The organism is Streptomyces carpinensis (assembly GCF_002154505.1).
Taxonomy (GTDB): Bacteria; Actinomycetota; Actinomycetes; order Streptomycetales; family Streptomycetaceae; genus Streptomyces; species Streptomyces carpinensis.
Window position 1 is genome coordinate 1 of the sequence record NZ_MUBM01000431.1, and the last position, 22,778, is coordinate 22,778.

Annotated in this window: 26 protein-coding genes and 1 pseudogene; 14 read left to right on the forward strand and 13 right to left on the reverse strand. The window is 73.0% G+C overall.

Annotated features, from left to right (window positions below):
• Both BZY54_RS41940 and BZY54_RS41945 read left to right on the forward strand, forming a co-directional pair.
• Positions 1-645 (forward strand): DUF6624 domain-containing protein (locus tag BZY54_RS41940; protein ID WP_341868735.1); only part of this gene is annotated, 645 nt, incomplete at its 5' end.
• Positions 646-792: 147 nt separating this feature from the next.
• Positions 793-1,047: a hypothetical protein gene (locus tag BZY54_RS41945; RefSeq protein ID WP_086730616.1), complete on the forward strand. Its 255-nt coding sequence runs from the start codon at positions 793-795 to the stop codon at positions 1,045-1,047.
• A 54-nt stretch (positions 1,048-1,101) separates the two neighbouring features.
• Here BZY54_RS41945 and BZY54_RS41950 read toward each other — a convergent pair whose 3' ends face one another.
• A complete protein-coding gene (locus BZY54_RS41950; RefSeq protein WP_086730617.1) occupies positions 1,102-2,130 on the reverse strand; it encodes an SDR family oxidoreductase in 1,029 nt (342 codons plus the stop codon).
• A 199-nt stretch (positions 2,131-2,329) separates the two neighbouring features.
• Between BZY54_RS41950 and BZY54_RS41955 the strand changes: the two genes are divergently transcribed.
• A complete protein-coding gene (locus BZY54_RS41955; RefSeq protein ID WP_086730618.1) occupies positions 2,330-3,169 on the forward strand; it encodes an alpha/beta fold hydrolase in 840 nt (279 codons plus the stop codon).
• Positions 3,170-3,202: 33 nt separating this feature from the next.
• On the opposite strand, the gene BZY54_RS41960 is transcribed toward BZY54_RS41955, so the two are convergent.
• The 4 genes from BZY54_RS41960 to BZY54_RS41975 all read right to left on the reverse strand — a co-directional run bounded on the left by BZY54_RS41960 (position 3,203) and on the right by BZY54_RS41975 (position 7,649).
• Positions 3,203-4,174, reverse strand: a complete 972-nt coding sequence (locus BZY54_RS41960) for an SDR family NAD(P)-dependent oxidoreductase (protein ID WP_086730619.1) — start codon at positions 4,172-4,174, stop codon at positions 3,203-3,205.
• A gap of 305 nt (positions 4,175-4,479) precedes the next feature.
• On the reverse strand, positions 4,480-5,805 hold the full coding sequence (locus BZY54_RS41965) for an FUSC family protein (protein ID WP_086730620.1): 1,326 nt from the start codon (positions 5,803-5,805) through the stop codon (positions 4,480-4,482).
• 94 nt (positions 5,806-5,899) lie between these two features.
• Positions 5,900-6,556, reverse strand: a complete 657-nt coding sequence (locus BZY54_RS41970; RefSeq protein ID WP_086730640.1) for an HAD family hydrolase — start codon at positions 6,554-6,556, stop codon at positions 5,900-5,902.
• A 55-nt stretch (positions 6,557-6,611) separates the two neighbouring features.
• Positions 6,612-7,649: a PHP domain-containing protein gene (locus tag BZY54_RS41975; RefSeq protein WP_086730621.1), complete on the reverse strand. Its 1,038-nt coding sequence runs from the start codon at positions 7,647-7,649 to the stop codon at positions 6,612-6,614.
• 213 nt (positions 7,650-7,862) lie between these two features.
• Between BZY54_RS41975 and BZY54_RS41980 the strand changes: the two genes are divergently transcribed.
• Both BZY54_RS41980 and BZY54_RS41985 read left to right on the forward strand, forming a co-directional pair.
• Entirely contained in the window at positions 7,863-8,675 is an 813-nt protein-coding gene (locus tag BZY54_RS41980) for an SDR family oxidoreductase (protein ID WP_086730622.1), read from the forward strand.
• An 80-nt stretch (positions 8,676-8,755) separates the two neighbouring features.
• Entirely contained in the window at positions 8,756-8,992 is a 237-nt protein-coding gene (locus tag BZY54_RS41985; RefSeq protein WP_086730623.1) for a hypothetical protein, read from the forward strand.
• 442 nt (positions 8,993-9,434) lie between these two features.
• Here BZY54_RS41985 and BZY54_RS41990 read toward each other — a convergent pair whose 3' ends face one another.
• Together BZY54_RS41990 and BZY54_RS41995 are read right to left on the reverse strand one after the other, a co-directional pair.
• A complete protein-coding gene (locus tag BZY54_RS41990) occupies positions 9,435-10,682 on the reverse strand; it encodes a lectin (RefSeq protein WP_086730624.1) in 1,248 nt (415 codons plus the stop codon).
• Between the two features lie 132 nt (positions 10,683-10,814).
• Positions 10,815-11,483: a VanZ family protein gene (locus BZY54_RS41995; protein ID WP_425276373.1), complete on the reverse strand. Its 669-nt coding sequence runs from the start codon at positions 11,481-11,483 to the stop codon at positions 10,815-10,817.
• 290 nt (positions 11,484-11,773) lie between these two features.
• On the opposite strand from BZY54_RS41995, the gene BZY54_RS42000 reads away from it, so the two are divergent.
• The 7 genes from BZY54_RS42000 to BZY54_RS42030 all read left to right on the forward strand — a co-directional run bounded on the left by BZY54_RS42000 (position 11,774) and on the right by BZY54_RS42030 (position 16,693).
• Positions 11,774-11,959 (forward strand): hypothetical protein, encoded by a 186-nt coding sequence (locus BZY54_RS42000; protein WP_086730626.1) that lies wholly within the window; start codon positions 11,774-11,776, stop codon positions 11,957-11,959.
• On the forward strand, positions 11,956-12,408 hold the full coding sequence (locus BZY54_RS42005; RefSeq protein ID WP_086730627.1) for an MrpF/PhaF family protein: 453 nt from the start codon (positions 11,956-11,958) through the stop codon (positions 12,406-12,408). The genes BZY54_RS42000 and BZY54_RS42005 overlap by 4 nt, the downstream gene beginning before the upstream one ends.
• A complete protein-coding gene (locus tag BZY54_RS42010) occupies positions 12,401-12,664 on the forward strand; it encodes a Na(+)/H(+) antiporter subunit B (RefSeq protein WP_086730628.1) in 264 nt (87 codons plus the stop codon). Before BZY54_RS42005 ends, BZY54_RS42010 begins: the two co-directional genes overlap by 8 nt.
• Positions 12,661-13,401, forward strand: a complete 741-nt coding sequence (locus tag BZY54_RS42015; protein ID WP_086730629.1) for an MnhB domain-containing protein — start codon at positions 12,661-12,663, stop codon at positions 13,399-13,401. Before BZY54_RS42010 ends, BZY54_RS42015 begins: the two co-directional genes overlap by 4 nt.
• Positions 13,402-13,420: 19 nt before the next feature.
• The gene (locus tag BZY54_RS42020; protein WP_086730641.1) at positions 13,421-13,768 is read left to right on the forward strand and encodes a sodium:proton antiporter; all 348 of its coding nucleotides are present in this window, start codon (positions 13,421-13,423) and stop codon (positions 13,766-13,768) included.
• On the forward strand, positions 13,768-15,549 hold the full coding sequence (locus BZY54_RS42025) for a complex I subunit 5 family protein (protein ID WP_086730630.1): 1,782 nt from the start codon (positions 13,768-13,770) through the stop codon (positions 15,547-15,549). The genes BZY54_RS42020 and BZY54_RS42025 overlap by 1 nt, the downstream gene beginning before the upstream one ends.
• Positions 15,550-15,721: 172 nt before the next feature.
• On the forward strand, positions 15,722-16,693 hold the full coding sequence (locus tag BZY54_RS42030) for a ribose-phosphate diphosphokinase (RefSeq protein ID WP_086730631.1): 972 nt from the start codon (positions 15,722-15,724) through the stop codon (positions 16,691-16,693).
• A 28-nt stretch (positions 16,694-16,721) separates the two neighbouring features.
• Here the strand turns inward: BZY54_RS42030 and BZY54_RS42035 are convergent, their stop codons facing one another.
• Entirely contained in the window at positions 16,722-17,102 is a 381-nt protein-coding gene (locus BZY54_RS42035) for an anti-sigma factor antagonist (RefSeq protein ID WP_086730632.1), read from the reverse strand.
• Between the two features lie 137 nt (positions 17,103-17,239).
• Positions 17,240-18,199 (reverse strand): NADP-dependent oxidoreductase, encoded by a 960-nt coding sequence (locus BZY54_RS42040; protein ID WP_086730633.1) that lies wholly within the window; start codon positions 18,197-18,199, stop codon positions 17,240-17,242.
• A gap of 71 nt (positions 18,200-18,270) precedes the next feature.
• Between BZY54_RS42040 and BZY54_RS42045 the strand changes: the two genes are divergently transcribed.
• On the forward strand, positions 18,271-19,218 hold the full coding sequence (locus BZY54_RS42045; RefSeq protein WP_086730634.1) for a GlxA family transcriptional regulator: 948 nt from the start codon (positions 18,271-18,273) through the stop codon (positions 19,216-19,218).
• A gap of 9 nt (positions 19,219-19,227) precedes the next feature.
• Here BZY54_RS42045 and BZY54_RS42050 read toward each other — a convergent pair whose 3' ends face one another.
• Both BZY54_RS42050 and BZY54_RS42055 read right to left on the reverse strand, forming a co-directional pair.
• Positions 19,228-19,527, reverse strand: coding sequence for a DUF4235 domain-containing protein (locus BZY54_RS42050; RefSeq protein WP_086730635.1), 300 nt, complete (start codon positions 19,525-19,527; stop codon positions 19,228-19,230).
• Positions 19,528-19,582: 55 nt separating this feature from the next.
• Positions 19,583-20,602 (reverse strand): glutathione S-transferase family protein, encoded by a 1,020-nt coding sequence (locus BZY54_RS42055; protein WP_086730636.1) that lies wholly within the window; start codon positions 20,600-20,602, stop codon positions 19,583-19,585.
• A gap of 147 nt (positions 20,603-20,749) precedes the next feature.
• Between BZY54_RS42055 and BZY54_RS42060 the strand changes: the two genes are divergently transcribed.
• A complete protein-coding gene (locus BZY54_RS42060) occupies positions 20,750-21,733 on the forward strand; it encodes a cation diffusion facilitator family transporter (RefSeq protein WP_086730637.1) in 984 nt (327 codons plus the stop codon).
• Between the two features lie 136 nt (positions 21,734-21,869).
• Here the strand turns inward: BZY54_RS42060 and BZY54_RS42065 are convergent, their stop codons facing one another.
• Positions 21,870-22,319 carry a nitroreductase family deazaflavin-dependent oxidoreductase gene (locus BZY54_RS42065; protein WP_086730638.1) on the reverse strand — a complete coding sequence of 150 codons (450 nt, stop codon included), beginning with the start codon at positions 22,317-22,319 and terminating at the stop codon, positions 21,870-21,872.
• A 136-nt stretch (positions 22,320-22,455) separates the two neighbouring features.
• A pseudogene (locus tag BZY54_RS42070) lies at positions 22,456-22,778 on the reverse strand (LysE family transporter); the annotation flags it as partial.

Consider the following 22,778-nt stretch of genomic DNA (forward strand, 5'->3'; position numbering starts at 1 on the left):
CCGCCGCCGTCGCCGGCGGCGTACCCGGGGGGAGGGACGGCGCGGCTGCCGGCAGTGGGGACCTCAGCGGCGCCCGCCCCCGACGTCCGCCCCGTCGCACACGTGGACAGCTCGGTGCCCCCGGCCGGCGCGGGGCAGGCCATGCCCGCGGAGCACGCCGCGGCGTCGGCGGCCGAGTTGGTCCGCAGGGCCGGCGAGGACCGGGAACTGACCAGGGAGGCGGGAGCCGCTCCCACCCCGGAGCGTCGGCGCCGGGTCGTCGAGTGCCGTCGCGACAACGCCGAGGCACTCGCGGCGCTCGTGCGCCGGCACGGCTGGCCGGCCACGGACCTCGTGGGACCGGCCGCGTCGACCGCCGCCCTGACGATCCTGCTGCACGCGACCGACCTGCGCTTCCGGCTGCGGTGCCGGGATCTGATCGCTCGGGCCGCGGCCGACGGCCGCTGTCCCGCCGTCCACCTCGCCTACATCGCCGACCACTGCGCCGTGGAGCTGGGCGAGCCGCAGTACTACGGGACGCGGATCGACCCCGTGTCGCTGCGCCCGTGCCCGATCCGCCGGCCGGAGACCGTCGACGAACGCCGGCAGGACGTCGGCCTCGGCCCGCTGGAGGAGCAGATGAGGGCACTGCGGCTGCGTGGCTGAAACACCCCTGTGGACCCCTGACGGGCGGCCCTGCGAACCCCTGACGAAACGCCGTGCCTCCGCGCCGCCCATCCAAGAGGTTTCGCAGGTCACGGGCACGGTACCCGCACCTCGGCCCCGACGCGACGGACGCGAGAGGAGTATGCCGTGACCGAGCACCGCCGCGAAGCCCCTGGCGAGAACGCCCCGCCGGTTCCCCGGGACATGCCGGACCAGCAGGCCCGGACGGGCGAGGACCCCTGGGAGGTCGCCGAGTCCAGCCCACGCAGGTCCGCCCGGAACGAGCCCGGCACCGACGAGGACGTCCCCGACACCGACGAGGCGGGCACCGGCCGTCAGGGCGCCCCGAACGCGGCAAACGTGCACCCCGAACACCCCGCACCGCAAGAGCCGCCCGGCTGACGGGCGGCTCCTGCGGTCACTCCGGCCGGGCGGGGCCCGGCCGGAGTGACCGCCTCAGCCGACCTTGCGGCCCCGCAGGGGGTCGGTCTGCGCACCCTCGCCGCGCTGCAGACCCCGCAGGAACTCCTGGATGACGTCGGTCGCCGTTTGCTCCGGGCGCCAGCCCAGTTCGGTGTGCGCACGCGTGCAGTCCATCAAGGGAAGGCGGAGAACCGCGTCGAAGAGATGGGGCGAGGCGGGCAGCAGATGCAGACCCCAGGCGGCCGCGATCGCGGAGCGGGCGGCGGCTCGCGGCAGGCGTACGGGCCGGGTGCCGAGCATCTCGGCGAGCACCTCGGCGTCCAGCGGCGGGTCGGCGGCCAGGTTGAAGGCCCCCCGCACGTCGCGCCGCAGCGCCAGCTGGTAGGCCCGGGCGCCGTCGTCGGTGTGCAGCACCTGCACGCGCAGGCCCGGGACGTCCGGCAGGAACGGCAGCAGCTCCGGCCGCGCCAGGGGACCCGGCAGGAACCGGCCGCCGAAGATACGGCGCTGTTCGCTCGCCGACTCCGCCTTGAAGAGGAACCCCGGACGCATCCGCACCACCCTGACGTCCGGATGGTCCCGCTCGAAGGTGTCCAGGGCCCGCTCCAGGTACGCTTTCTCCCGCGTGTACGCGGCGTCCGGCCAGCCGTGGGTCGGCCAGGACTCGTCCACGGCGTGGTCCTTCGGGCCCGGGGAGTACGCGCCGACCGACGACGCGTGCACCAGCACCGGCACGTGGGCGGCGGCCACCGCGTCGAAGACCCGGATGCTGCCGAGCACGTTGGTGCGCCAGGTCGTCGCCGGATCATGGGTCGGCTGGAACGCCCAGGCCAGATGGATCACGGCGTCGGCGCCCTCGAACTGCCCGGCCAGTCCGGCCTGCTCGGACGCCACGTCCACCGCCACCCACTCCGTCTTCGGCGGTGACCACTGCGGGATCCGGCGGGCCAGGCCCCGCACCGACGCGACCTCCGGATCCTCGGCGAGGAGGCGGACGACGCTCGTACCTACGTTGCCGGTGGCGCCCGTGACGACGACCCTGCTGCCCGACGCGCTGTTCACCTGCGTCTCCCTTCGGCGGGGCGGACGGTGCGGACTCCGAGTACCCGGTCCGCACCGATCAACCCGGCGGCGCCGCCCGCCCGGCGACCCCCGTGCATCCGCCCGTCATGACGTCACAGGTAATCGCCCCGCACCGCGCCGTCCGGAACCATCGAGGACGTACCCGCTCACCCCACCGCCGGACTCCGGGAGGTCCTCCATGCCGTACTTCACCAGCCCCGTCGACGGCACCCGCCTGCACTACGCCGACTACGGGCCGGCCGACGGACCCGTGGTGGTCTTCGCGAACAGCGCCTACTTCGGCACCGAGATGTGGGAGTTCCAGATGCTGCCGCTGGCGGAGGAGGGCCACCGCTGCCTCGCCCTGGACCGGCGGGGCCACGGTCGTTCCGACGACGTCTGGGGCGGCTACGACCTGGACACGCTCGCCGACGACCTGCACGGGCTGCTCGACCACCTGGACCTGGACGAGGTGACTCTGGTCGGTCACTCGGTGGGCAGCGCGGAGATCGTGCGCTGCCTGACGCGGCACGGCACCGGCCGGGTCGCCCGGGCCGCCCTCGTCGCCGGCATCGCGCCGGGCCTGGCCCGCTCGGCCGACAACCCGGACGGCGTGGACCCGGCCGTCATGCGGACCGCCAACGAGGCGCTCCGCCGGGACCGGGCGGCGTTCTACGAGAGCGGGGTCGGGGCCTTCTTCGCCCTCGACCGGCCCGGCAACGACGTGTCACCGGCGTACGTGCGCCACGCGGTCGACCAGGCCCTGGTCTCCACCGCCCGGGCCGCGAACGCCGTCGTCGCCATGGTCGCCGAGGTGAACGTGGCCCCCGAGATGCCCAAGCTCGACCTGCCGGTACTCGTCGTGCACGGCACCCACGACACCTCGGCCCCCCTGTCCGTGACCGGCCGCCGATCGGCTGCCCTCCTGCCCGGCAGCATCCTGAAGGTCTACGACGACGCCGGCCACGGCCTGCACATCACCCACGCCGAACGACTCACCGCGGATCTGCGGGAGTTCATCACCTCGCCACGGACCTGACGGCCCGTCCGGACAGGTGTCGCCGGACATGTCTCAGTCCTGGGACGCGAACGCGTTCACGCCCGTCAGCTCCGCGGAGAGGTCCCACAGGCGGGCCGCCTGGGCGGGGTCGGTCGCCCAGTCCTTGACTCCGCTGCGCTCGGCACCCTCCTGCGCCGGTTCGGCGACGTCGCAGTCCTCCAGGTAGACGCCGCCCAGGCCGTCCAGTTGGGGCGAGGTCGCCGCCCAGACCTGGGTGGCGGCGCCCTGCTGCGGGGTCTTGAAGCCCTCGGGGTTGAGGAGGTCGCCGTTCTCGTCGATCCAGCCGCGCTCGATCATCTCCTCCTTGGGGATGTGGCGCTGGAGCGGGGTGTGGATGCCGCCCGGGTGGAGGGCGAAGGCCCGGACGCCGAAGTCGCGTCCGAGAGCGTCGAGGTGGACGGCGAACAGGACGTTCGCGGTCTTGGCCTGGCCGTAGGCCTCCCACTTGTCGTAGCCCCGCTGCCAGTGGAGGTCGTCCCAGCGGATGCCGGAGAAGTGGTGGGCGCGCGAGGAGACCGAGACCACGCGGGCGCCACCCGGCTCGATCGCCGGCCACAGGCGGTTGACCAGGGCGAAATGGCCGAGGTGGTTGGTCGCGAACTGGGCCTCCCAGCCGGGCCCCACCCGGGTCTCCGGGCAGGCCATGATCCCGGCGTTGTCGATGACGATGTCGACGGTGCGGCCGGAGCCCAGGAAGCGCTCGGCGAAGTCGCGGACGCTGTCCAGGTCGCCCAGGTCGAGCGCGTCCACCTCGGCGCCGTCGACGCCCTGAAGAGCCTCCCGGGCGGCGGCGGGGCGCCGGGCGGGGACGACCACGTGGGCGCCCGCACGGGTCAGTGCGCGCGTGGTCTCCAGGCCGAGGCCCGAGTAGCCGCCGGTGACGATCGCGAGCTTTCCGGTGAGGTCGATGCCCCGCAGGACGTCGTCGGCGGTGCTCTTCGCGTCGAAACCCGAACCGATCTTGTGCTGTGCCGTAGTGCTCATGCCGGGAACGCTACGAATTGGAGTGCTCTCGAAGTCAAGCGCCGAGCGCGTGGCACGGTCCGCCGCGGGACCCGGACAGGGGAAAGCCCCGACCGGACGGGGGAATCACGGTCGGGGCGGTCCAGATGTGGGCACGCATGGCGGTCGCCTCTCGGCGAGACGCTCCACAGGGCTTCAGCCGAACGATCGTCCCTGTGGGCAATAGGTGAGGCCCGGGGACACTGTCCCATCCGCACCCACGCTCTGTTCAACGGGGAACCACGGTCCGGTGTTCCGGCATCTGCCGGTTCACCTGGTGATCTGTATCACTCAGACGCGGTGTGCGGCACGATCTCCGTCCACAGGCTCTCGGCCTGCAGCAGCAGCGATCCGAGGACCGTGGCCCTGGCCGTCCGGCGGCCCGCGTGCTCCCGCAGCCCGTCGTGCAGGCGGCGACGCAACTCCCGGCGGGTCTCGCCGGCCCACTCCGCCGGCCGACGGGCCGGGCGTTCGTCGAGCAGCCGGCCGCTCTCCGCGTGGCACGCCTGCGCGATCAGCTCCAGCAGATCGGCGTACGTCCGCAGCAACGGCGCGTCCGGGGGCGCGGGCGCGCGGTCCTCGTCGGCCGCGATCGCGAGCGTCCGGGTGAGCGCTCGCACATGGCCGGTGACCCGGCTCCAGCGCTCGTCCTCCGTCTCCGGAGGCAGGCGCGTGGGCAGCCGGCGCAGGGCGCGCAGCGCACCGTCCGTCAGGCGCAGGCTCTCCCGGCTCCACCGGCGCGCCGAGTTCAGCGTCTCCAGGCGGTGTTCGAGCCGGGCGGAGCCACGGGACCACTCGCCCGCCGACGTGGCGTCCCAGTTCCCCTCCCGGAGTTCGGCGGCGACCGCGCACAGCAGGTCTCCCGTCTCCCGGGCGACCGCGGCGAGGTTCGCCCGCACATCCCGCAGATGGATCGGCGGCAGGACGAACGCGTTGACGGCGACCCCGATCGCCGCGCCCAGCGCCGCCTGGCCCAGCCGGTGCCCGACCGAGGCGGCCGAGACACTGCCCGCGGCGAGCGTGAAGATCGCGGTGGTGGCACCGTAGATCCCCTGGTCGCCGAAGCGCGACCAGTTCGCCAGCAGCATCAGCAGCGGCAGGCACAGGGCGAGTGCGCCCAGGGTGTCGCCGGTGACCGCCTGCGCAGCCGAGGCGAGCAGCGTCCCCGCGCAGATCGCCGCGCACTGCTGCGCCGCCCGGCGCAGCGAGCTGTACACCGTCGACTGCACCATGACCAGCGCCACCCAGGGCGCCATCAGGGCCATCGGATCGCCCAGCCAGTCCTTGGCCACGAACCAGGCCAGCAGCGCCGCCGCGGCGGCCTTGAGCGACTGCACGACCAGGTCCCGCTCCCGGCCCGGACCGCGCCCCACGGCCCGGACGGCCCGCCCGACGCGGCGCGCCTCCTCGCGTACCGCGTGCACCGGCCGGGGACCAGGGAACCGGGCGAGGGCGCGCACCCGGTGCCGTAGACCCTGGTGGGTCTCCTGGCCGGGCTCCTCCCGCGCATCCGGCCGGCCGTCCTGCCGGGACTCGGGCGGGGGAGCCGGTCGTCCGTCCTGCCGGGAAACCTGCGGGGGAGTACGTCCTGGAATTTCCGGTACGCGAGTCATTCCCTGCGGGTATCCGCAGGTCCCAGGGGGTCAAGCAGGCGAATCGAGCCGATTTCGCCGCGTTCTCCGGTCGGCGGACCCGAGGCCGGGCGGTTCAGGCGAGGGGACTGTTCGGCAGCGACGCCAGCAGGTGGGCGGGGTCGTCGTAGACGGCGCCGGCCCCGGCCTCCTCCAGGTCGCCGCGCGGGATGCCGCCGCACAGCACGCCCACGCAGCGCACCCCGGCCCGGCTGCCGGCACGCATGTCCCACACGGTGTCGCCCACGAAAACCGCCCGCTCGGCGGGCACCCCGGCCAGTTCCAGGGCGTGTTCGACCGGCTCGGGCGCGGGCTTGCCCTCCTCCACGTCGTCGGCGCTCGCCGTCGCGGCGATGGCGTCGTCCGCGTCGATCGCACGGCGCAGCGCGCTCAGCTCGGGACCGCTCGCCGAGGTGGCCAGCACCACCGTCCAGCCGTCCTGGTGCAGGCGACGCAGCAGCCGCCCGGCGTCGGCGAGTGCGGGCAGCCGGTCGAAGTACTGGGCGTAGAGCGCGGTGTGCGCCGCGCTGAGCTCGGCGTCCCCGTCCTTGTCGCGGTCGTCGCCGAGCAGGTGCGCGATCAGGTCGGTGGAGCCGAGCCCCACGGACCGGTGGATGGCGTGCATAGGCACCCGGTGCCCGGCCTGCCGGAAGGCCTCCCACCAGGTCGTGACGTGGAGATGGTTGGTGTCGACGAGTGTTCCGTCGACGTCGAACACGGCGGCACGGTCCACCATCCGGGAAACTCCCTCGCTCACCTCGGTTGCCGGGTTTCCCACGAGTACCACGTCAGGCGCTCGCCACTCCGGACGGTGTCCGGCGCTCCCGCGCCCAGTCCAGCAGCTCTTCGCGGGACCACGTGGTCACCACGCGCTCGGGTGGCACCCCGCACTCCTCGGCCCGCGCGCAGCCGTGGATCTGCCAGTCCAGCTGGCCGGGCGCGTGCGCGTCGGTGTCGACGGAGAACAGCACGCCCGCCTCGACCGCGCGGCGCAGCAGCCGCCGCGGCGGGTCCAGCCGCTCCGGGCGGCTGTTGATCTCCAGGGCCGTGCCGGTCTCGGCGCAGGCGGCGAACACCTCGTCCGCGTCGAACTCCGACTCCGGCCGCCCCCGCCCGGTCACCAGCCGCCCGGTGCAGTGTCCGAGCACGTCGGAGTGCGGGTTGCGGACGGCGGCGACCATGCGGCGGGTCATGGAGCGGGCGTCCATCCGCAGCTTGGAGTGCACCGACACGACGACCACGTCCAGCTGCTCCAGCAGCTCCGGATCCTGGTCGAGCGAGCCGTCGTCGAGGATGTCGCACTCGATGCCGGTCAGCAGCCGGAACGGCGCCCAGGTCTCGTTCAGCCCGGCCACCACCTCCAGCTGCTCGCGCAGCCGCTCGGCGGAGAGCCCCCGGGCCACCGTCAGCCGCGGTGAGTGGTCGGTGAGCACCGCCCACTCGTGCCCGATGCGTGCCGCGGCCCGGCCCATCTCGTCGATCGGGCTCCCGCCGTCCGACCAGTCGGAGTGCAGATGGCAGTCCCCGCGCAGTCGGGCCAGCAGCTCCCGGCCGCCGTGGGCGAGCGGGTCCTCCGCCTCGTCCTGAAGCCTCCGCAAATATCCGGGCACGGTCCCGGCCAGCGCCTCCCGCACCACCTGCGCGGTCTTCGGGCCGAGACCCCTGAGCGACTCCAGCGTCCCGGCCGAGGCGCGCTGCGCGACCTCCTCGGCGGGCATCTCCGCCAGCGTCCGGGACGCCGTGCGGAAGGCGCGCACACGGTACGTCGGCGCCTGTGCCCGCTCCAGCAGGAAGGCGATCCGGTCCAGTGCCTCGACGGGGTCCATCGTCACCTCCACCACCAGAGTCCCCCAGGCCCGGTACGACCGCACCAGCCGGACCGCGGCAGCACGTCCCCGCCGGGTCGTCCCGCTCGTGCGGCTCGCGGGGCTCGCCCGGCGCGTCCGCCCGTCCGGCCCACCCGACGGTTTGTCCGTGACGCCCCTCGGGTAGTGCGATGGCTCGTTCAGGAGGTCGCGTACCGCAGCAGGAGGTATGTCATGTCCGCATCTACGTCGGCCGTCGCCAGGGTGGCCGTGATCACCGGAGCCGATTCCGGCATCGGCCGCGCCACCGCCGTCCGGCTGGCCGAGGCGGGGCTGGACATCGGCATCACCTGGCACAGCGACGAGAAGGGCGCCGAGAGGACCGCCGCGGAGGTCCGTGCGAAGGGGCGCCGGGCCGCCGTCACCCGGATGGACCTCACCCGGCTGCCCGCCGCCGCGGACGCCCTCGACGAGCTGGCCGGGGAACTGGGCGGCCGGATCGACGTCCTGGTCAACAACGCCGGAACGGGTACGGCCACGCCGTTCCTCGACCTCGGCCTGGACGACGTGCGCCGAGTGCTGGACGTGGACCTGGTGGGGCCGCTGCTGTGCGGGCAGAAGGCGGCCCGGCGGATGATCGCGCAGGGCGACGGCGGCCGGATCGTCAACGTGACCTCGGTGCACGAGCACCAGCCGCGCGTGGGCGCCGCTCCGTACTGCGCGGCCAAGGGCGGTCTCGGCCTGCTCACCCAGGTGATGGCCCTGGAACTGGCCGAGCACGGGATCACCGTGAACGCGGTGGCGCCGGGGGAGATCGCCACGCCGATGACCGGCCAGGAGGACACGGACGTGCACACCGAGCGCCGTCCCGGCGTGCCGCTGGGGCGCCCCGGTGACGCCCGCGAGGTCGCGGCCGTGATCGCCTTCCTCGCCGGCCCCGACGCCTCCTACGTCACGGGGGCGTCCTGGAGCGTGGACGGCGGCATGCTGCGGATGGGGCCGATGGCCGGCTCGCACCTGACCGGCGACGACTGGCGGCGCCCCTGAGCGCGCCGCCGTGCGACCGCCGTACAGGTTCCCGCGGCGCGGGTCCTCGTCGAGGGCGGGCGCGTCCTAGGCTTGATGGCATGACCGAAAGCGCGAGCCCCTACATCTCCCAGCCGCGAATCATGGTGCTCGGGGTACAGCCGGGCCATCCGCCTTTCCGCATCGTGGAGATCGACGGTGAGGTGGTCGGCGAGGCGAAGACCGTCACCGATGTCCTCCAGGCCGCCGCGGCGTTCGGCATCCCGGTCCACGACCTGGACGACCCGGACGTGGTCCGGTGGGTGGGCGGCGACAAGTTCACCTGGACTCCGCACTAGGGTCTTTCGTTTGGATCATGCCGGGCTCGCGCGGTCCGGCACGCGCTGCCCACTGCCTCAAGGGCGTGGGCGGTGCCCCCAGCGGCGTTGTCGTCGGTCGCCGACTCCCCCAAGCTCTTGACGAGCAGGGGGACCCCCATCGCGTCGACTCCCTCCTCCGCCTTGCAGCTGCACGCACCAGGCCCCGCTTCCTGATCCGGCCTGAATCCAAACGAAAGACCCTAGGGCTCGCCCGCGTGTCTCCCGCGACCGATCCACAGGACCGTTCCCGGTCGACCGGACCCTCAGGGTTCGCCCGCCCGTCACCCGCGGCCGTCCGCTGGACCTTTCCGGTGCACCGGACTGCTCCGGTCTACCGGACCGCTCCCAGGTCACCGGACCCGTGACCGGCCCGCCGGGCCGTTGCCGTCCCGGCGGGCCCGTCACGGCCTCGCGGGATCCCTCATCCCACCGTCCACTTCTGGTTGGCGCCGCCCGTGCAGGTCCAGATCTGCAGCCGGGTGCCGTTGGCGGAGTTGTTGCCGGTGACGTCCAGGCACTTGTTCGCCTGGGGGTTGACGATGTCGTGCGCCGAGGAGAGCACCCACTTCTGGTTCGGGCCGCCGGTGCAGTCCCACAGCTGGACGGTGGAGCCGTCGGCGGTGCCGTTGTCCGTGACGTCGAGGCACTTGCCGAGCGCGCGCAGGGTGCCGTCGGAGGCGAACGTCCACTGCTGGGCGGCGGTGCCGTTGCAGTCGTAGAGCTGCACCGGGGTTCCGTTGGCGGAGTTCGCGCCGGCCACGTCCACGCACTTTCCGGCCAGTCCCCGGATCGCGGCGCCGGTGGACGTGTTGCTCGTGGTGACCGACACCGAGTCGACCACCAGCTGCTGCGGGAAGGACGTGGAACCGTCCGGGTCGCCCGGCCAGTAGCCGCCCACCGCGAGGTTGAGGATCAGGAAGAACGGCTTGTCGAACACCCAGGTCTTCCCGCCCAGGTCGGCGGGCGTGCGACGCTGGTAGACGGTCCCGTCCACCGACCAGGTGATCGAGCCCGGTGCCCAGTCGACGGCGAAGGTGTGGAAGGCGTCCGCGAACGCCTGGCCGCCCGGCAGCGAGTACGGCGCGCCTATGCCGGCCGAGCCGGAGTAGCCGGGACCGTGGATCGTCCCGTGGACCGTCGAGGGCTCGAAGCCGACGTTCTCCATCACGTCTATCTCGCCGGAGTTCGGCCAGCCGACCTGCCCGATGTCGGTGCCGAGCATCCAGAACGCGGGCCACATGCCCTGCCCCCGCGGGATCTTCATCCGCGCCTCGACGTGCCCGTACTGCGCGGCGAACTTCCCCGAGGTGTTCAACCGGGCCGAGGTGTACTGGCAGGTGCCGTACCAGCACTGGTAGTTGGCCGGGTTCTCGCGCCGGGCGGTGATGACCAGGTGGCCCTGACCGTCGAGGGCGGCGTTCTTGTTGCCCGGCGTGTAGTACTGCCGCTCGTGGTTGTTGACGTTGTCGCCGGTCTCCGTCTGCCACTTGGCGGGGTCGACGGCCGCGCCCGCGGGCCCGTCGAAGGTGTCGGAGAACGTCGTCACCGCGGCGACGGCGGCGGAGGCTCTCGGTGCGTCCGCTCGCGCGGTGCCGGCCGCGGCCGAGCCGACGAGCACGGCGGACAGGGCGGTGAGGAGACATCTGCGGAGCAGGCGTGGACGGGCCACGGCTCTCCCTTCCGTACGGCGGCCCGGTGCACGGGCGCGCCGACCGTTGTGGGGGGTTGGTGTCGCTTCTTGATTTAAGGAGTGAAGTAAGTGGTCGTCAAGACCCTGGTCCAGACCGGCTCTGACAGCCGCTCAGGCGCGCTCGCGCCGCCGGCGCGCGTGCACGGACCGGCCCAGTCGACGTCCCAGCGCCAGGTAACCGACCAGCGCCCCGGTCGTGTTGAGGATGACGTCGTCGATGTCGAACGCCCGCCCGGTGATCAGTGCGCCCTGGGCGAACTCCACCAGCAGCATCACGATGACGGTCAGCAGCAGCACGCGCAGCAGCCCGCGCGCGCCGGGTGCCACCACCGGCACCAGCACGCCGAAGGGCACGCCCAGCAGCAGGTTGCCGCCGATCTGCTTCACCGCCTCGCGCAGACCCGGCTGGTCCAACGTGGCCCGCAGCGAGCGGCCCGGATGCAGATTGGTGTGCACCAGGTGCGTGGACGAGGGGGACGGCTGGAGCGTGAGCCGGGCCAGTACGACGGCGAACGCCACCATGAAGACGAAGGCGCACCCCATCGCGGGCAGGCGAACGGGCCAGGGAAGCGGCTGGCGTTCGGCCGCCGTGCCCGACCGAGGGGCACGCCGGGCCCGGGCCGTACGCCGGATCCGGGCCCAGAGCGTACGCGGTCCCCTCGCCGTGCGCCCCGCCTTGGCCGCCTTGGCCGTACGGGGCCGGGAGGCGGCGCACCCCGCTCTGGCCGTACGGGACCCGGACGCCGTGCGCCCCGCCTCGGCCTTGCGCGGTCGGAACAAGGTGAGCGGACGGAACGCCACCCGGGCCATTGGGTCCTCCAAACGTCAACTTCCCCGTTCGGCAAGGCGGTTACCCCCGATCGGTCCGAGGATGCGGCCCCCGCCACCGCATCGGGGGCGGTGCATCCGGCCGGTTTCCGTTGCTGCTGTCGGGGCATCCGGGCTGCAGACCCGCGCGCCGCCGCGCCGCCCGCTGCCGGGGCGGTGCTTGGATGCCGGGAAGCGGCGTACCGGACGCGAGGCGGCCGGCGCACATCAGCGAACAGGGGCCGAGCCTGCGGAGGTGGCGTGTGAAGACGCGTACGACGCTGCTCGCCGTGGGCGAGGTGCTGGCCTGGTGGGCCGCGCTCGTCGTGCTGTGGCTGATGCTGATCAGCACGGTCTACACCCTGGAATGGGTGGTCGGCGCGTGCGCGGCGGGCCTGGGCGCCCTGGTCGCACGGGCCGGCCGGCGGGCGGCGGTGAGCCGGCGGTGAACGGCTGGATCCTCGCGGCGACGGTGGTGCTGGCCGTCGGCCTCGGGACGACCCTGTGGGGCGTGGCGACCGGCCCGCTGGGGCGCCGCGTGGTCGCCCAGAACCTGTCCACCGCCCTGGTCTGCCCCGGCCTGCTGCTGCTCTCCCAGGGCTACAGCCGCACCGCCTACGTCGATCTCGCCCTGCTCCTGGCCCTGCTCGGCCCGGTCGGCACACTCGTCTTCGTTCGGCTGCTCGCCGACGAACTCGGCGACAACCCGCCGCAGGCCTGGGGCCCGACCTGGGTCGCCGCCGGCGTCGGCACGGTCGTCGTGGCCGTGCTCTGCGCGGTCACCGGGCCCGGCCGGGCCATGGTGAAACTCCTTGTCATCGGGGCGCTGCTGGTCGGCGGGAACCTCCTCGCCTCCCGGGCGCTCTCCGGCGGCTTCCCGGGGGTGAGCCGTGACTGACGCGGTCGTCGTCGTGGCGCTGCTGGCCGTCGCCGGTTGTGCGACCGCGGCCGTCGCCAACCGCGACCCCGCGCGCCAGGCGCTGATCCTGGCCGTGCTCGGCACCTCCCTGGCCGTGCTGTTCACCGTGCTGCAGGCACCCGACGTCGGGCTGTCGCAGCTCGCCGTGGGCTCGGCCCTGACCCCGCTGCTGATCATGCTCTCGGTGCGCAAGGTCCGGCGGCGCTCCGCCCACGGCAAGGACAGCAGGCAGTGAACCCGCGCACCAGGCTGTGGCTGGTGGTCCTGGGCGGCGGGGGACTCGCCGCCCTCCTGGTCGCGGCCTGCCTGCGGCTTCCCGTCTTCGGCGGCCCGTGGCACCCCTACGGCGACCGTGCCGTCCGCGCGGCCCTCGCCCGGCACACCGCCAACACCGTCGCCTCCGTCAACTTCGACCAGCGCGCCTTCGACACGATGGGCGAGATGACGATCCTCTTCGGGGCCGTCCTCGGCTGCGTCGTGCTGCTGCGCCAGGCCCGCGACGAGCACCGCGATCCGCCCGCGCCCTGCGAGGTCGCGGCGCCCGTACGCCGCTACGCGCTGATCGTGCTGCCGGTCGCCCTGGTCACCGGCCTCTATGTGATCGCCCACGGACAGCTCAGCCCCGGCGGCGGCTTCCAGGGCGGCGTGGTCGCCGCGACCGCCCTGCACCTGATGTACCTGGGCGCCGACTACGCCGCACTGGAACGCATCCGTCCGATCGAGGCCTACGAGATCGGCGACGCGCTGTCCGCGTCCGCCTATCTGGTCCTGGGCTTCGCCGGCGTGCTGGCGGGCAGCGCCTTCCTCGCCAACACCCTGCTGCCCTACGGCACCTTCAACATGCTGTCCTCGGGCGGCACCGTCCCGCTGCTGAACGCGGCCATCGGCATGGAGGTCGCCTGCGCGGTCGTCGTGCTGCTCGCCCGGTTCCTGGACCAGGCCGTCGAGATCGAGGAGGGCAGCGGGGAGTGAGAGCGCCGTGACCGCCGTGATGCACGTCCTTCCCTATCTGGTCGCCGCCTACGTGTTCCTGGTCGGCGCCTACGGCCTGGCCACCAGCCGTAACCTGATCCACGCCGTGGGCTGCCTGGCCGTGTGCCAGTCGGCGACGTACGTCCTGCTGCTCGCCGTCGGCTACCGCGACGGCGGCACCGCGCCCGTCTTCTCCGACATCCGGCCCGGCTCGCGGCCGGTGGTCGACCCGGTCGTCCAGGCCCTCACTCTCACCGACATCGTCGTCGGCGCGACGGTGACCGCGCTGCTGCTCGCGCTGACCGTGCAGATCGCCAAACGGCATGGCACGGTCGATCCCGACGAGCTGAGGGAGCTGCGCGGCTGATGCACCGTCTGCTGCCGCTGCTGCCCGCGGTACCCCTGCTGGGCGCCGGCCTGCTCGTCGCGGGCGGCCGGCACGTGCCGCGCCCGGTCGCCGAGGCCTTCGCCTGCGTGGCCGCGGCGACCACGGCCGCCCTCGCGATCGTGCTGCTGCCGCACTCCTCGCCGCCGCTGGTGGAGTGGGTCGGCGGCTGGTTCCCGAAGGGCGGCGAGAGCGTGGGCATCGTCCTCCTCGGGGACGGCGTGTCGCTCGGCCTGGTGGCGCTCGTCTCGCTGATCACCCTGGCCGCGCTGGCCTACTCGTGGCACTACTTCGACGAGCCGCCCCGCGGGCACGCCGGTACCTTCCCCGCACTGATACTGCTCTTCCAGGGCGGCATGTGCGGCTTCGCGATCGCCGGCGACCTGTTCAACCTGTTCGTTTTCTTCGAGCTGATGAGCGTCGTCGCCTACGCGCTGACCGGGTACCGCATCGACGAGGCCAGGGCCGTGCAGGGCGGGGTGACCTTCGGCGTCGTCAACTCGCTGGGCGCCTACTTCATGCTCATGGGTATCGCCCTGCTGTACGCCCGCACCGGCGAACTGGCCATGGCGAAGATCGGGCACGGGCTGGACGCGGCCGCCGCGCACCACGGGCCGGACGCCCTGGCCCTGGCCGGCTTCGTGATGGTGCTGACCGGCCTGCTGGTGAAGGCCGCCGCCGTGCCCTTCCAGTTCTGGCTGCCCGACGCGCACGCTGTCGCGCCCACACCCGTGTGCATGCTGCTGTCGGGCGTCATGGTGGAACTCGGCGCGTACGGGGTCTGGCGGGTGTACGGCACCGTCTTCTCCGGCCCGGGCGGGGTCCCCGCGGCCGACGCGAGCCGGGCACTGGTGGTCCTCGGCGTACTGACCGGCGCCGTCGGCTCGGTCATGTGCTGGTACCAGCGGCACATCAAGCGCCTGCTCGCCTTCTCCACCATCGCGCACACCGGGCTGTTCCTGGTCGGCATCGGCGTGCTGAAGGCAGAGGCGGACGACGGGACCGCGCTCTACATCCTCGGGCACGCGGGCGTGAAGGCCGCCCTGTTCGCCTGCGCCGGCATCCTGCTGGACCGCTACGGCAGCGTCGACGAGTTGTATCTGCACGGCCGGGCCCGGCGACTGCGGGGCGTCGGCGTCATGTTCGCCGTCGGTGCCCTGGCCCTGGCCGGGCTGCCGCCCTTCGGGACGGGCCTCGGCAAGGCCGTCAGCGAGGAGGCTGTGGGCGGCCCCCTCACCGTGCTGTACGTCGCCGCCTCCGCCCTCACGGGGGCGGCGGTGCTGAGGGTCGCCGCCCGCGTCTTCCTGGGGCTCGGTCCGCGGCCCGAGGAAGGGGACGGGGAGGAGAGCGACGAGGACGAGACGTCCGGCGCCGACGAGGAGCCCGAGACCCAGAAGCGGCTGAACCACGTCCCCCTCCCCATGGTGGCGGTCCCGGCGGTGCTGCTCGCCGCCGCGCTCGTGGTGGGCGCGGTGCCCGGCTTCGCCGACATGGTGGGGCACGCCGTCGAGGCGGCCGGGACCTGGGGGGTGTTCTCCTCGGTGCACTGGACCGCCACCGGGGTGCTGCTGGACCTGCTGTCGACCCTGCTCGCCGTGGGACTGGCCATGGTGGCGGTCACCCGCCCGGGGCTGCTGGGCGCGCCCGGGTGGGCGCTGCCCCTGCGCCGCCTGCAGTCGGGGCACGTCGGCGACTACGTGGCCTGGCTGCTGGTGGGCACGGCCCTGCTCGGCGCGCTGGCCCTGCCGGGCGTGCTGGGCTGACCCGACGCCGGAGGAGACATGCGCGGTCCGCGCGCCGCCGTTTCCGTCCGCCTTCCGTTCCCGGGCCGGCGCCGAGCCTGGAAGGCGGATGCCCCGCCGGACGGCCGAGCGGTCGCGGGAGCGGTCAGTAGCATGAGCCCGGCAGCCCGAATGATCATGCGAGGAGCGGATCGTGCGAGACATCGCGGTGTTCAGCGGCAGCGCCCATCCCGAGTTGGCGGCGGAGGTCTGCGCCCACCTGGGCGTGCCGCTCAGCCCGACGCGGGTCAGCAGGTTCGCCAACGACTGCCTGGAGGTGCAGTTGCAGGCCAACTGCCGGGAACGGGACGTCTTCCTGGTCCAGCCGCTGATCAAGCCGGTACAGGAGCACCTGGTGGAGCTGCTGTTGATGTGCGACGCGGCCCGCGGCGCCTCCGCCGGGCGGATCACGGTCGTGATGCCGCACTACTCCTACGCTCGCTCCGACAAGAAGGACGCCCCGCGCATCTCGCTGGGCGGAAGGCTGGTGGCCGACCTGCTGGTCGCGGCGGGCGCGGGCCGCGTCCTCGCGATGACGTTGCACGCGCCGCAGGTGCACGGCTTCTTCTCGGTGCCCGTCGACCATCTGCACGCGCTGCGCGAACTGGCCGCGCACTTCCGGCAGTACGACCTGACGCGCACCACCGTCGTCTCGCCGGACCTCGGCAACGCCAAGGAGGCCGCCGCCTTCGCCCGGATGATCGGCGCCCAGGTGGCCGCCGGCGCCAAGCAGCGGTACGCCGACGACCGGGTGACCATCAGCTCGGTCATCGGTGACGTCGCCGGGCGGGACGTGATCGTGCTGGACGACGAGATCGCCAAGGGCAGCACGGTGCTGGAACTCCTTGAGCGGCTGCGCGAGTCGGGGCCGCGCTCGATCCGGATCGCCTGCACGCACGGCCTGTTCGCGGCGGGCGCGCTCAAGCGGCTCACCGAGCAGCCCGACGTGCTGGAGATCGTGTGCACCAACACCGTGCCGGTGCCGGTGGAGGACCACGAGGAGTACCCGGACTACCAGGACAAGCTCCGGATCCTGTCCATCGCCCCCGCGCTCGCCGAGGCCGTGCGGCGCATCCACAACGGGGAGTCCGTCAGCGCGCTGTTCGACGCACCACGGGGCGAATGACCTGGAGGAGCCGGTGGTGGCCGAGCGGTCACACCGAGCCGGACGCGGCCTCGGGTTGTTCGAGGGCCGCGTCCAGCGTCGGCCGCGGGGGCAGCACCCGGGACAGGCCGGTGACCTTGATGACGCGCAGCGTCAGCGGATGCGTGCACACCAGACGCAGCTCGCCGCCCCGGTCGAGGACCCGGCCCCGGGCCCGGTGCAGCAGGCGCAACCCGGAGCAGTCGAAGAAGTCGACACCGCTCAGGTCGATCACCACCCGTGCCTGGGGCCGGGCCGTGATCCGGTCCAGGTGGGGAATGATCTCCACCGCCGCCGCGATGTCGATCTCACCGTGGAACTCCAGCACGGTGTGCCCGCGCTCCCGGCGGACCCGCAGATGCCGGGTGAACGGGGCGTGTTCGTTCGCCACGACGACTTCGCCTCCAACCGGCCTCGGCTGCGGGGGTGCGGTTCAGGGGGGCCAACAGCCGCCCCCGCTCAGCAAGTTACCCTCGTTGGAGCGAATTCCAGCATGTTCAGTTGACATATGTCTTTGAATATTGTGGGTCAGTCGACCAGCAGGACCAGCTTGCCCGTGGTGCGTCCGGTCTCCCCGAGCTCGTGCGCCTTGGCGGCCTCGGCCAGCGGGAACGTACCGGCGATCGTGGCCTTGAGCCTGCCCTCCTCGACCAGGTCCGCGATCGCCCGCATCCCGTGGTGGTCGGCGTCGACGAGCATCCGGACCGCCCGGACGCCGAGCCGCTCGGCCTCCTCGTAGAAGTCGTCGGAGCCCACCGGCAGGATCGACACCACGACCCCGCCCGGGCGCAGCACCCGCAGCGAGCGGACGGACGTCTCACCGCCGATGGTGTCCAGCACGACGTCGACGTCCCGCACGGCCTCGGCGAAGTCGGTCGCGCGGTAGTCGATCGGCTCGTCCACGCCGATCTCGCGCAGGAAGTCGTGCTTGCCCTCGCTGGCGGTGCCGATGACGTACGCGCCGCGCGCCTTGGCGATCTGCACCGCCACATGACCCACACCGCCCGCCGCCGCATGGATCAGCACCCGCTGCCCGGCCCGCACCTGAGCCCGCTCGACCAGTGCCTGCCACGCCGTCAGCGAGACCAGCGGCAGGGCGCCCGCCTGGGTGTGGTCGATCCCGGCGGGCTTCGGCGCGAAGGCGCGGGCGGGGGCGGTGACGTACTCGGCGTGCGATCCGTGGCCGAACGGGTAGCTCAGCATGCCGAAGACCTCGTCGCCGGGCTTGAACGCGGCCACGCCGATGCCCGTCGCCTCGACCACGCCGGAGACGTCCCAGCCCAGGACGAAGGGCGGCTCACCGAGGAAGCCGCCCGTGGCGCGGTGCTTCCAGTCGGTGGGGTTCACTCCGGCGGCCCGCACCCTGACGAGCACCTCGTTGGGGCGCGGCGCGGGCCGCTCCAGCTCGATCTCCTTCAGCACGCCGGGACCGCCGAGGACGTCCTGGCTGATGGCACGCATCGTGTTCGCGGTGTTCACATCGCTCATGGTGGACCACCTTGCCCGGGTCCGCCCGCCGGGGAAATGGCATGAAGGTCATCAACCGATAGGATCGTGCCATGCAGCGGGTGGAGCGGGTCGTGGTGCTGGCCCTGGACGGCGTCTATCCCTTCGAACTGGGCATCCCCAGCCGGATACTCGGTGCGGCCGGCGGCCGGTACGAGGTGCTGACCTGTACGGTCGACGGCAAGCCGGTCCGCACCAGTGCGGACTTCTCCCTCACCGTCGAGCACGGCCCGGAGATTCTGGAGACCGCGGACACGGTGGTGATCACGGCGATGCCCCCGGACCGCATCCCCGACGAACTGCCGGGGGAGGTCGCCGCGGCGCTCGCGCGGATCCCGGACCGGGCGCGCGTGGTCTCCATCTGCACGGGTGCCTTCGTCCTCGCCGCGGCCGGACTGCTCGACGGCCGCAGAGCCACCACGCACTGGCATGTCGCCGAACGCTTCCGGCGCGCCTTCCCGCGTGTGGCCCTCGACCCGGACGTGCTCTTCGTCGAGGACGGCCGGTTCCTCACCTCGGCGGGCGCCGCCTCCGGAGTCGACATCTGCCTGCACCTCGTGCGCCAGGACCACGGCAGCGCGCTGGCGAACTTCGTGGCCCGCTGCTGCGTGGTCCCGCCTTTCCGCGACGGCGGGCAGGCGCAGTACATCATGCGGCCGGTGCCCGAGTACGCCGCCGTGAGCACCGCCGCCACCCGCGCCTGGGCCCTTGAGCACCTGGGCGAACCGCTCACCCTCACCGACCTCGCCGGCCACGCCCGGATGAGCCTGCGCACCTTCACCCGCCGGTTCAACGACGAGGTGGGCCTCAGCCCCGGCCGCTGGCTGATCCAGCAGCGCGTGGCCAGGGCCAGGGACCTGCTGGAGTCCAGCGACCTGACGGTCGACCAGATCGCCGGCCAGGTCGGCTTCGCCACCGGCGCCTCGCTGCGCCAGCACCTGCACGCGGCGATCGGCGTCTCGCCGCAGGCCTACCGGCGGACGTTCCAGGCGGCACGCTGAGGCGCCGGCTCAGTCGCGCCCGCCTTGCTGCTTCGTGGGCCAGACGCCGGTCGAGCGCTCGATGGCCTTCGCGCCGGCGCGGTCCACGGCGCTGCGCACCACGGCGAAGATGGCGCCCTGCACCGCCGCGGCCAGCAGGATCTCGCCCCAGCGCCGGTCCCGGTCGAGCGCGTCGGGGGCGTCGTCCTCGTGGCGGATGGCCTTCCACGTGGCGCGGAACGCGATCCCGGCCAGCGAACCGCCGGCCCAGCCCAGCACGAAGCCGATGGGCTGGTAGGCGAGTGGGAGCTTGTGCTTCTTCTTGGCCACCTGTGTCTCCTTGTGCGGATACCTGATCGGGGGAGGGAACGGCGGGAGGGGGCGGTCAGGGCCTGCCCTGGGGCGGGACCTCCTCGCCGTCCGGTACCGGACCCGGCGCCGTGCCCTCGCCGAAGGGCCGGCCGCCGAGTTCCTCGCGGTGATGCGGCGTCAGCCAGCCGGACGGATCGGGCCCGAGCGGCACGATGCCGGTCGGGTTGATGCCCGTGTGCACCTGGTAGTAGTGCCGCTTGATGTGGTCGAAGTCGACCGTGTCGCCGAACCCGGGTGTCTGGTAGAGATCGCGGACGTACGCCCACAGCACCGGATTCTCCGCCAGTTTCCAGAGGTTGCACTTGAAGTGTCCGTGATACACGGCGTCGAAACGGACCAGAGTGGTGAACAGCCGGATGTCCGCCTCGGTGATCGTGTCGCCGACGAGGTAGCGCTGACCGGCCAGCCGGTCGGCCAGCAGCTCCAGCCGCCGGAACAGACGCGTGCACGCGGCCTCGTACTCCTCCTGGCTGTTGGCGAAGCCCGCCCGGTACACACCGTTGTTGACGTCCTCGTACACCTCGGCCATCACCGTGTCGATCTCGTCCCGCAGCGCCCGCGGATACAGGTCCGGCGCCCCGGGCCGGTGCAGGGCGGACCACTCCGTGGCGAGGTCGAGGGTGATCTGCTGGAAGTCGTTGGTCACCAGCTCGCCGCTGAGCACGTCCACGACGGCGGGCACGCTCACCCCACCGGGGTAGCCGGTCTCCCGCCGGTCGTAGGCCTCGCTCAGGAAGCGGATGCCCAGGACCGGGTCCCGGCCGTCGGCATCGAGGGTGAACCGCCAGCTGCGGTCGTCCTGGATCGGATCGGCGACGGCCAGCGAGAGGGCGTCCTCGAGTCCGAGCAGCCGCCTGGCGACCAGCGCCCGGCTGGCCCACGGACACGCCCGGCTGACGACCAGCCGGTAGCGGCCCGCCTCCACCGGCCAGCCGTCCCGGCCGTCGGCGGTGATCCGGTCCGCGAAGTGACTCTTCGAACGTTTGAAGGCCTTGTGGCCGTACGCACGGTTGCCCTCGCCGCCCTCGCTCATGGCTCGTCCCTCCTGCCGCACGGGTGTCCTGGTGGACACGTTCCCCGAAATCCGCCGACGGCACGGTGTGATCGGTCCGGACGGGGGCAGTCGGCCAACGTGAGCGGGACACCCCACGACACACAAGAGACGCCATCCGAGGACCACATGGCCGGCCGGCGCCGGACCGGAGCCGGCGCCGAGGCGGCCTCGGACCGCAGGACCCGCGTCACCGTGCTGGTGGCGCTCGCCGCGAACCTGGTCATCGCGGCCGCCAAGGCCGTGGGCGGCCTCGTGGCCCACTCTCCGGCCCTGCTGTCGGAGGCCGCCCACTCCGTCGCCGACAGCCTCAACGAGATCTTCCTGCTGGCCGCGCTGCGCCGCAGCCGCCGCCCGGCAGACCGGCGGCACCCCTTCGGCTACGGCAAGGAGCGGTTCTTCTGGTCGCTCCTGGCCGCCGTGGGCATCTTCGTGATGGGCGGCTGCTTCTCCTTCTTCCAGGGCGCCGAGGCCCTGCGCAACGGCGCGCACGAGGACTTCACCGGCTACCTGGTGGGCCTGATCGTGCTCGGGGTCGCCCTCGTCGCCGAGGGTGTCTCGCTGCTGCGGGCACTGCACCAGGTGCGCCGGCAGGGCGGCGGGAGCCGGCTGCGGGACCCGGCGCTGCGCACGGTCGTCGCCGAGGACGGTACCGCGGTGCTCGGCGTCACGCTGGCCATCGTCGGCATGCTGCTGCACATGGTCACCGGGCAGGTCGTGTGGGAGGCCTCCGCCTCGCTCGCGATCGGCGCACTGCTCGTCTACGTCGCCTACCGGCTCGGCCGCGACGCCCGCGACCAGCTGATCGGGGAGGCGGCGGACCCGGAACTCAGCGGCCGGATCGGCAGCCTGCTGCGGGCACAGCCGGAGATCGACAGCGTCGAGGCGCTGTTCACCATGAAGACGGGCCTCGACTCCCTGCTGGTGGCGGCCCGGATCGACCTGGTTCCCGGGCTGGACAGCGAACGGGTCGAGGAGGTGGCGATGCGCATCAAGCGCTCGATCGCCCGCACCGTCCCCGAGGCGGAGCAGATCTTCCTCGACGTGACCGACCGGCCGGCCGAGGAGGCACGCGAAAGCCCCGCCGCGACGGGGGAGCGCGGCGGGGCCTGAAGGAGCGGTGCCCCGAAGGCCGCCGCTCCATGCCTGGCCGACCCGGATTTCTCCCGGACGGAGGCGTGCGGCGGCCCGGCGCCGGTTCGGGAGGACACCCTGACGGCTCGGTCCCGGTCCCGGCGCCCCCGGCGGTTCAGTGCGCCTCGGCGGGCTCCAGCACGAAGACCGGGATCTCCCGGGAGGTCTTCTCCTGGTACTCGGCGTACGGCGGATAGGCGGCGACGGCCCGCTCCCACCAGTCGGCCTTCTCGCTTCCGGTGACCTCGCGGGCCGTCATGTCCTGCCTGACCGGACCGTCCTGCAGCTCGACCCGGGGATCGGCCTTCAGGTTGAAGTACCAGAACGGGTGGTTGGGCGCGCCACCCTGCGAGGCCACCACGGCATAGCGCCCGTCGTGCTCCACGCGCATCAGCGGCGTCTTGCGGATCCTGCCGGAGCGCGCTCCCCGCGTGGTCAGCAGGATCACGGGCAGTCCCGTGTCCATGAGCGTGGTGCCCTTGGTGCCGCCGGAGCTCTCGTACAACTCCACCTGCTCGCGCACCCACTCGGCCGGGCTCGGCTCGTACTCGCCCTCAAGAGGCATGGCCTACGTCCTCTCGTCGCATCCTGTGACGGTTCGTGCACCGCCATTCAACACCGGCGCCGGGAGCGCCGTCGGCCTTGACGGAATCCGGCAGTTCACGGCGGCGGACCGAGCGCCGTGTCCCGCCAGGCCCGCCTCACGTCTGGGCCAACGCCGTCCGCACCGCCAGCGCCATGATCACGGCGCTGGAGACCACGGCCGTGACCAGCCGTCCCCGGCGGCCCGTCAGGGCCCGGCCGAGCAGTGCGCCGCCCCCGGCCAGCAGCAGCTGCCAGCTCGCGGACGCGGCGAAGGCGGCCAGGACGAACAGCCCCTGCTCCGGCAGCGGCGCCGCGTCCGTGGCGCGGGTGCCGAGGACCAGCGCCGCGAAGTAGATCACCGTGGTGGGGTTGAGCAGGGTGATCCCGAGCAGGCCGAGGTACGCCCGTGCGGGACTCGGCACGGGCGTACCTCGGCCTG

Coding starts and splice junctions, on each gene's coding strand:
- BZY54_RS41980 (WP_086730622.1), top strand. CDS start 7,863: ATGTCCGCATCTACGTCGGCCGTCGCCAGGGTGGCCGTGATCACCGGA.
- BZY54_RS41985 (WP_086730623.1), top strand. CDS start 8,756: ATGACCGAAAGCGCGAGCCCCTACATCTCCCAGCCGCGAATCATGGTG.
- BZY54_RS41965 (WP_086730620.1), bottom strand. CDS start 5,805: ATGACTCGCGTACCGGAAATTCCAGGACGTACTCCCCCGCAGGTTTCC.
- BZY54_RS42040 (WP_086730633.1), bottom strand. CDS start 18,199: ATGAGCGATGTGAACACCGCGAACACGATGCGTGCCATCAGCCAGGAC.
- BZY54_RS42065 (WP_086730638.1), bottom strand. CDS start 22,319: ATGCCTCTTGAGGGCGAGTACGAGCCGAGCCCGGCCGAGTGGGTGCGC.
- BZY54_RS41975 (WP_086730621.1), bottom strand. CDS start 7,649: ATGGACCCCGTCGAGGCACTGGACCGGATCGCCTTCCTGCTGGAGCGG.
- BZY54_RS42055 (WP_086730636.1), bottom strand. CDS start 20,602: ATGAGCGAGGGCGGCGAGGGCAACCGTGCGTACGGCCACAAGGCCTTC.
- BZY54_RS42060 (WP_086730637.1), top strand. CDS start 20,750: ATGGCCGGCCGGCGCCGGACCGGAGCCGGCGCCGAGGCGGCCTCGGAC.
- BZY54_RS42045 (WP_086730634.1), top strand. CDS start 18,271: ATGCAGCGGGTGGAGCGGGTCGTGGTGCTGGCCCTGGACGGCGTCTAT.
- BZY54_RS42020 (WP_086730641.1), top strand. CDS start 13,421: ATGCACGTCCTTCCCTATCTGGTCGCCGCCTACGTGTTCCTGGTCGGC.
- BZY54_RS41955 (WP_086730618.1), top strand. CDS start 2,330: ATGCCGTACTTCACCAGCCCCGTCGACGGCACCCGCCTGCACTACGCC.
- BZY54_RS42025 (WP_086730630.1), top strand. CDS start 13,768: ATGCACCGTCTGCTGCCGCTGCTGCCCGCGGTACCCCTGCTGGGCGCC.
- BZY54_RS41960 (WP_086730619.1), bottom strand. CDS start 4,174: ATGAGCACTACGGCACAGCACAAGATCGGTTCGGGTTTCGACGCGAAG.